Below are 6,779 nucleotides of genomic sequence, written 5' to 3'. Positions count from 1 at the left end.
TGCTCTCCTCGCAAAGGGCCGAAAGTGTAACCCATCTATCCGGAATGAACTGTCACCCATCTCTCGGGAAGGGCACAAGTCCTTCGAAGCCTCGGTCCGTGCCGGGGCTTTTGTGCGTTTTGGCACGGTTGAAGTCGCGCTGGGCTGAAGCGGCTCAGAGAGGCGCGGTTACCGTCGGGTTACAAGGTTTCCGATTGGGTAAAGTGTGCGAACCCCATCTTCCATCAGCGGCGTCTCTCCTCATTTGTTCATGCGGCGGCTTCGGCCAGGCCTGAAGCCGCAGCCAATTCCAATGGGGCGCACATTTCAACGAGGGTTTCAATGACTCCTCGGATGTCGTCGGCGATCTCGTTAGCTTGCATTGCTTTCGCAATATCGATCGGCGACAATCCCAACACGCGCTTCACTGAGCGTGTGGATTTCTGTGTGATTTCCTTCCCGCGAGCGTCGATCATTGCCTGCGCAACATCCCGCGACGCAAAGTTGGCAGGCGCCACCAATGCATGCTCAGCCAACAACTCGGTGACGGCTTCTATCTCAAGACCACCAGCCCTAGCGATCGCCTCAGGCCATTGCAAGTCTTCCCGACCGCGTCCCGCCGACGCGGCGCTGAAGCACCCGGCCGGAGAAACAACCTCGTCATCCCATCTTCGCAACAGGTCACGGATTGGCCGACCGGCCTATTCAATCCGGACGGAGCGGCCGCGCGCCCCGTCAACAGATGGCCGAGGTTACCGGCGGTCCTTGTGCCCAATCGCAGGGGAAAGCGCGGCGCCTCTCAACCTGGCTGGACGGTCATCCACATGGAAAACGCCCGGCGAACTGCCGGGCGCTTCGTCATGCAGGGGTCTTTCCGGTTCTTCCTATTCCCGCTCGCCGGTAAAATTCAGCAGGAGCTGGAAGATGTTGACGAAGTTGAGATAGAGCGACAGCGCGCCGAAGACGGCCAGCTTCTGCTGCGAGTCCTCGTCAAAGTTCTCGGCATACTGCTGCTTGATGTTCTGCGTGTCCCAGGCGGTGAGGCCGACGAAGACGACGATGCCGATCACCGAGATCGCGAACTGCAGCGCGCTCGAGCCGAGGAAGATGTTGACGATCGAGGCGATGACGACGCCGATCAGGCCCATGATGAGGAACGAGCCGACCTTCGAGAGATCCTGCTTCGTCACGTAGCCGTAGAGGCTCGTCGCGCCGAACATCGTTGCCGCGATGAAGAAGGTGCGGGCGATGCTCGTGCCGGTGAAGACGAGGAAGACCGAGGCGAGCGACAGGCCCATCACGGCGCAGAAGGCCCAGAAGGTGATCTGCGCGGTGCTCGCCGACATCGACTGGATGCGGAACGAGAAGAAGAAGACGAAGGCGAGCGGCGCCAGCATCACCACCCACTTCAGCGGCGTGGAGAAGATCGGCACGTAGAGCGCCGGCGTCGAGCCGACGATGAAGGCGACGAGGCCGGTGATGACGAGGCCGGCGCCCATGTAGTTGTAGACGCGCAGCATGTGCTGGCGCAGGCCCTCGTCGAAGAGGGCGCCGGACTGTGCCTGCGCGCCGTAGCCGAAACGCTGTTGTACGGGTTCCATTGTGAGCTCCTTGCTGGATGGAAGGTTGTGTCAGTAGAGCGTGCGCGAAAGGTCGCGCGCGGTTTTCGTCAGATCGCCCGTCGCGCCGCTTTCGGAGACGAGCGCATAGGCGACGTCGCCGATCTGCCAGTAGGCGGCTTCCGCGCCGTCCGAGCGGAAGAGCAGCACATGCCGGACGGCGAAGGATCCGGGCCGGACGGCAAAGAGCGACAGGCGTTCGCCGCGCCGCGGCTCCAGCACCATCTCGACGCTCGGTCCGTAGGCGGAGGGGAAGACCTGCGTGTCGACGACGGTCCAGCCCTTCGGCAGGTCCGGCAGGACGATCGCCGTCGCCGAGCGGATGTCGGCCGGGTCGAAGACGGTCGCTTCCGGCTGCGACGTCATCGATCCGCGGATCAGCGTCGTCCTGTGTGCCCGCACCGCCTCCTCGACGAAGGCGGGCGGCGGCGTAGAGGCCACCACCTCGGTCGCGCCGAAGGGGCCGAGAAGGGCATGGCCGATCCAGCCCGCGCCAACGAAGAGGCCGATGGCCGCCACCCTGCGGAACAGGGTGACGAACCGCCGGCGGGACAGCGAGCGTTCCAGCAGGCGGGCGGCCTCGCGGGTTGCCGGCCGGGTCGGGGCCGGCGCGCGGTGGTCGGCAAGCGCCAGGCGCAGTTCGTCGCGAACCCTCAGATCCGCCATGACCTGCGCGGCGATCGCCGGCCGCTCGGAGAGAAAGGCCTCGACCTCGATGCGTCGGCCGACGCCGAGCTGGTCGTCGACATAGGCGTTGAGGTCCGATTCGAGGATGGGGTCATTGCTGGTCATCGCCGTTGCCTCCGACGAGCCTGAGATGGGGAGTGGTGCCGGCCGGCAGGTCCTGTTCGAGGGCGCGCAGGCGGGCACGGGCGCGCGCGATGCGCGACATCAGCGTGCCGACCGGAATGGCGAGCGCGTCGGCCGCCTCCCGGTAGGAAAGCTCCTCGATCGCCACGAGGTGCAGCGCTTCGCGCTGGTCCTCCGGCAGCGCGAAGAAGGCGCCGCGGAGTTGGCCGAGACGGACCGAATGGTCCTGGCTCGGTGCAACGGCATGGTCCGCGATCTCGGCCGCCGCCTCGTGCCGGCGCTCCAGGGAACGGCGGCGGCGCAGGCGGTCGACATGCACGTTGTGCACGATCGACAGCAGCCAGTTGCGCAGATTGGAGCCGGTGCGGAAGCTCGCCTGCCGCTCATAGGCGCGGGTCAGCGCGTCCTGCACCAGGTCCTCCGCCTCGTCCGCGTTGCGGACCAGCGAGAGCGCGTAGCGCCGCAGCGCTGCAAGCTGCGCGATCACGTCGAAACTGTCGGTCTTCCGGGTCATCATGGAGTATACGTCAGCCGACGGCTTCCGCTTCCATCGCCCGGGAATTTTTTTGCCGGACGGTGCTGCAATGGAACGCCCTTCGCCGCTGCGCGTTTCTTCCGGTCGTTTGCGCGCGCGGCGACCGGGGTGGCCGCCCGGTTCGGGAGGAGTGCATGGGGGGTGATCTGCCGCGGCGCGGAGAGGGGGCGGACATGGCGCGGAGCGCCGGCGAGGCCTCGATCCTCGTGGAGGGGCGCAATTGCTGGCGCATCGAGACGGCCGACCGGGCGGCCGTGATCGTCGACGCGGCGGACTATTTCGTGGCGGCGAAGCAGGCGATGCTGGCCGCCAAACACTGCATCTACCTCCTCGGCTGGGACTTCGACACGCGCATGACCTTCGAGCCGGGTGCGCCGACGCTCGAGGGGCCGAACAAGCTTGGCCCTTTCCTGCGCTGGCTGGACCGCCACCGCCCGGAGGTCGAGGTCTATGTGCTCAAATGGGATACCGGCGCGCTGCTCGCGCTCGGGCGCGGCACGACGCCGCTCGCCATGCTCGACTGGATCACGAGCCGACGCATCCATTTCAAGCTCGACGGCATGCATCCGATGAGCGCCGCGCACCACCAGAAGATCGTCGTCGTCGACGATCGCCTCGCCTTCTGCGGCGGCATCGACATGACGACGGACCGCTGGGACACGCGGGCGCACCGCGACAGGGATCCGCGCCGGCGGCGGCCGAGCGGCCGGCGATACGACCCCTGGCACGACGCGACGGTGGTCGTCGACGGCGAGGTCGCCGCAGCGCTCGGCGACCTCGCGCGCCGGCGCTGGCAGGCGGCGACCGGCGAGGCGATCGTTCCGCCGCCCGCCCGCGACGCCCTGTGGCCGGACGGGATCGTGCCGATGTTCCATGCCGTCCCCGTCGCCATCGCCCGCACGCTTCCCGAGCACGGCGACTGCGCGGAAGTCCGCGAAATCGAGGCGCTCTATCTCGACGCGATCGCCGCGGCACGCCGTTCGATCTATGTCGAAAGCCAGTATTTCGCCTCGCGCCGCATTGCCGAGGCGCTGGCGGCGCGCCTCCGCGAGGCCGACGGACCGGACGTGGTGGTGGTGAACCCCGAGACCTCGGAGGGCTTTCTCGAGGAGATCACCATGGATACCGGACGCTCCCGGCTCGTCGCCTTCATGCGCGAGGCGGATGTGCACGGGCGGTTCCGCATCTTCAGCCCGGTGACGGCGGCCGGCGTGCCGATCTATGTGCACGCCAAGATCCTGGTCATCGACGACCGCCTGCTGCGGGTCGGTTCCTCCAATCTCAACAACCGCTCCATGGGCTTCGACACGGAATGCGACCTGGCGATCGAAGCATCCGGGGACACCGCCGATGCGGCGGTCCACCGCGAGATCGCCCGCTTTCGCAACGGCCTGCTCGCCGAGCATCTCGGGGTCGAAACGGCCCGTCTGGACCGGGCGCTCGATGAGGCCGGCGGATCGCTCGTCGCGGCCGTCGAGCGGCTGCGCAGCCCCGGCCGTTCGCTCGTGCCGCTGCGGCCGAAGACGGTGGCCGCGCTTGCCGAGCCGTTCACGGAAAACGCCTTCCTCGATCCCGAACGGCCGCCAAGGCCGCTGCGCATGCTGCTCAGGCGCATCCGGCACGGCGCACGGACGCGCCGCTGAAGCGACGTGCTGTCCCGGCTTCCCGCGTCAATTCACCTTGATCCCTTGACCAAGTTCAAGTACCGCGGAAGCGGGTGGCGAGGGTGTCGAACCGTCGAGGGTAAACATGTCGCGTGAAGAGGCTCCCGAAAGGGAGGCGCCGAAGCGTGTGTGGCGGCGATCGCTCCGGTCGCTCTTTGCCATTGTGATGATCGCGATGCTGCTCGCGGTCTCCGGCGCGCTGATGGCGCTTGGCTACAACCGCGCCTGGAACACGGCGATCCGCGGCGCGGAAGAGGACATGGCCGATTTCGCCGACCGGCTGCGCGGCCGGCTGTCGATTCTTTCCGGCGATGCGGAGACGCTGGTCGGCGTCATCGCCTCGGTCGGCAATGCCTTCCTTTCCCCGCCGTCCGAGCGGCTCGACGACAAGATCGCCATCCTGCTCGAAGGCATCCGCCGCTCGCCCTATCTCGACGGCATCTATGTCGGTTATCCGAACGGGTCCTTCTTCCATGCCATCGGCCTGTCGAGCCCTTCCTGGCAGCGCGTGCTGAGCGCTCCCGAAAATGCGGCGGTTGCCGTCCGGCTGATCGAGTCGGACGACGAGGGGCGGTTCATGCACCGCCTGCTGTTTCTCGATTCCAAGGGGCAGCGGATCGCCGGCCGCGGCATGGCGCCGACCGATTTCGACACGACGCACCGGCCCTGGTACATCGCGGCGGTCAGCCGGACCGGGCCGGCCGTCACGGGCCCCTACGAGATGGCCGCCACCGGCGCGCTCGGCATGAGCGTCTCGCAATCCCATGTGCAGGACCGCAACATCGTCATCGGCGCCGACGTGGTGATCGACACGGCGATCCGGTTCCTGTCGGCGGAGCGGCTCACCGAGGGAACCGTCGCCGTGATCGTCAATGCGGCCGGGCGGCCGATCATCCATTCGGACGGCGCCGTGATGAGCCGGCTGCTTGCCGAGCTTCGCGAGCGCGATCCGGTGCATTTCGCCCGGGCCGATGCGCTGATGACCTACCTGCAGGATCATCCGCCGCCGACCGCGAAGGCGCAATTCGCGCATATCGACGGCCGGACCTTGCTCGTCCGGGCGTCGCCCATCGAGGGGGTGCGGCTTTTTTCGGGCGACCGCATCGTGGTTGCCGCGCCGCTCGACGAACTGACCGTCGAGGCGCGCAGCGCGCTGGTGGAGGCCCTGCTGGTCGCCGCGGCGATCGTCATCATCGCGGTCGTCTGCACGATCCTCTTCTCGCATCTCGTGACCAAGTCGCTCAACCACCTGACGGCGAGCGCGAACCGGCTGCACGACCTCGACTTCCGCACGGCGATCGAGGTGCCGACCCATATCCGCGAGATCTCCACCCTCGGCAGCGCGATGAACCGGGCGCGCGACGCGATCTTCACCTTCGCGCTCTACGTGCCGAAGGAACTGGTGCGCAAGGGCATGGAATCGGGCGAGTTCCTCGGACGCTCCGGCCGGCGGCAGGAGGTGACGGCGATCTTCACCGACATCTACGACTTCACCACGATCAGCGAGCAGCACTCGCCGGAGGAGGTGGTGGCGATGCTGTCGGACTATTTCGACGTGCTGAACGACGCCGTGACGGCTGAGGACGGCACGATCATCCAGTTCCTCGGCGATTCCATCTTCGCGCTGTGGAACGCCCCGGCGGAGGAGCCGCGGCATGCGGAGAAGGCCTGCCGGGCGGCGCTCGCGCTGCGCCATGCCATCCGGGTCTTCAACGCGCGCCAGCGCGAGAAGGGCCTGCCGGAATTCCGCACCCGCATCGGCATCCATACCGGAACCGTGGTGGTCGGCAGCGTCGGCGGGCGCGACCGGCTGCAATATACGGCGATGGGCGATGCCATCAACGTCGCCTCCCGCCTCGAAGGCATGAACAAGGACTACGGCACGACGATCCTTGTCAGCGGCGCGGTGGTGGCGCGCTGCGGCGACCTCTTCACCTTCCGTTCGCTCGGCCAGGCGCAGGCCAAGGGGCGGGCGACGGCGCTCGACCTCTACGAGCTGGTCGCCTGAGCTTTAAAGCGTGTCGCCTCTGATCCAGGCGGAAAGATGCCCGGCCCTTCGGGTTGGCTGAAACGGGCCGCCTGATCGACCGGCCGGCTTGGCCGTAAGGCATGGCTACGACACGCGCCGGCCGGTCGACCATCCGACTCCGTTTGAGCCAACAGAATGGCTCC

Annotated in this window: 6 protein-coding genes; 2 read left to right on the top strand and 4 right to left on the bottom strand. The window is 67.2% G+C overall.

The features are described 5' to 3' along the window. Positions 1 to 248 precede the first annotated feature (248 nt). The 4 genes from LXM94_RS14645 to LXM94_RS14630 all read right to left on the bottom strand — a co-directional run bounded on the left by LXM94_RS14645 (position 249) and on the right by LXM94_RS14630 (position 2,922). Entirely contained in the window at positions 249 to 578 is a 330-nt protein-coding gene (locus LXM94_RS14645) for a hypothetical protein (protein ID WP_235772207.1), read from the bottom strand. A gap of 285 nt (positions 579 to 863) precedes the next feature. Continuing rightward, positions 864 to 1,580 (bottom strand): Bax inhibitor-1/YccA family protein, encoded by a 717-nt coding sequence (locus tag LXM94_RS14640; RefSeq protein WP_235772206.1) that lies wholly within the window; start codon positions 1,578 to 1,580, stop codon positions 864 to 866. A gap of 30 nt (positions 1,581 to 1,610) precedes the next feature. Next, positions 1,611 to 2,390, bottom strand: a complete 780-nt coding sequence (locus LXM94_RS14635; protein ID WP_235772205.1) for an anti-sigma factor — start codon at positions 2,388 to 2,390, stop codon at positions 1,611 to 1,613. Continuing rightward, positions 2,377 to 2,922, bottom strand: a complete 546-nt coding sequence (locus tag LXM94_RS14630; RefSeq protein WP_235772209.1) for a sigma-70 family RNA polymerase sigma factor — start codon at positions 2,920 to 2,922, stop codon at positions 2,377 to 2,379. The genes LXM94_RS14635 and LXM94_RS14630 overlap by 14 nt, the downstream gene beginning before the upstream one ends. A 155-nt stretch (positions 2,923 to 3,077) precedes the next feature. On the opposite strand from LXM94_RS14630, the gene LXM94_RS14625 reads away from it, so the two are divergent. Then, entirely contained in the window at positions 3,078 to 4,586 is a 1,509-nt protein-coding gene (locus LXM94_RS14625; protein ID WP_235772204.1) for a phospholipase D-like domain-containing protein, read from the top strand. A gap of 106 nt (positions 4,587 to 4,692) precedes the next feature. Continuing rightward, positions 4,693 to 6,615: an adenylate/guanylate cyclase domain-containing protein gene (locus LXM94_RS14620; RefSeq protein ID WP_235772203.1), complete on the top strand. Its 1,923-nt coding sequence runs from the start codon at positions 4,693 to 4,695 to the stop codon at positions 6,613 to 6,615. Positions 6,616 to 6,779: the final 164 nt, after the last annotated feature.

It is taken from the genome of Rhizobium alarense (assembly GCF_021555155.1).
In the GTDB taxonomy this organism is placed as follows: domain Bacteria; phylum Pseudomonadota; class Alphaproteobacteria; order Rhizobiales; family Rhizobiaceae; genus Rhizobium_D; species Rhizobium_D alarense.
This window is presented reverse-complemented; position numbering and strand designations above follow the sequence as displayed.

Bases quoted from the DNA above. Each gene is read 5' to 3' on its own strand.
- LXM94_RS14640 (WP_235772206.1), bottom strand. From the start codon at position 1,580: ATGGAACCCGTACAACAGCGTTTCGGCTACGGCGCGCAGGCACAGTCC.
- LXM94_RS14635 (WP_235772205.1), bottom strand. From the start codon at position 2,390: ATGACCAGCAATGACCCCATCCTCGAATCGGACCTCAACGCCTATGTC.
- LXM94_RS14630 (WP_235772209.1), bottom strand. From the start codon at position 2,922: ATGACCCGGAAGACCGACAGTTTCGACGTGATCGCGCAGCTTGCAGCG.
- LXM94_RS14625 (WP_235772204.1), top strand. From the start codon at position 3,078: ATGGGGGGTGATCTGCCGCGGCGCGGAGAGGGGGCGGACATGGCGCGG.
- LXM94_RS14620 (WP_235772203.1), top strand. From the start codon at position 4,693: ATGTCGCGTGAAGAGGCTCCCGAAAGGGAGGCGCCGAAGCGTGTGTGG.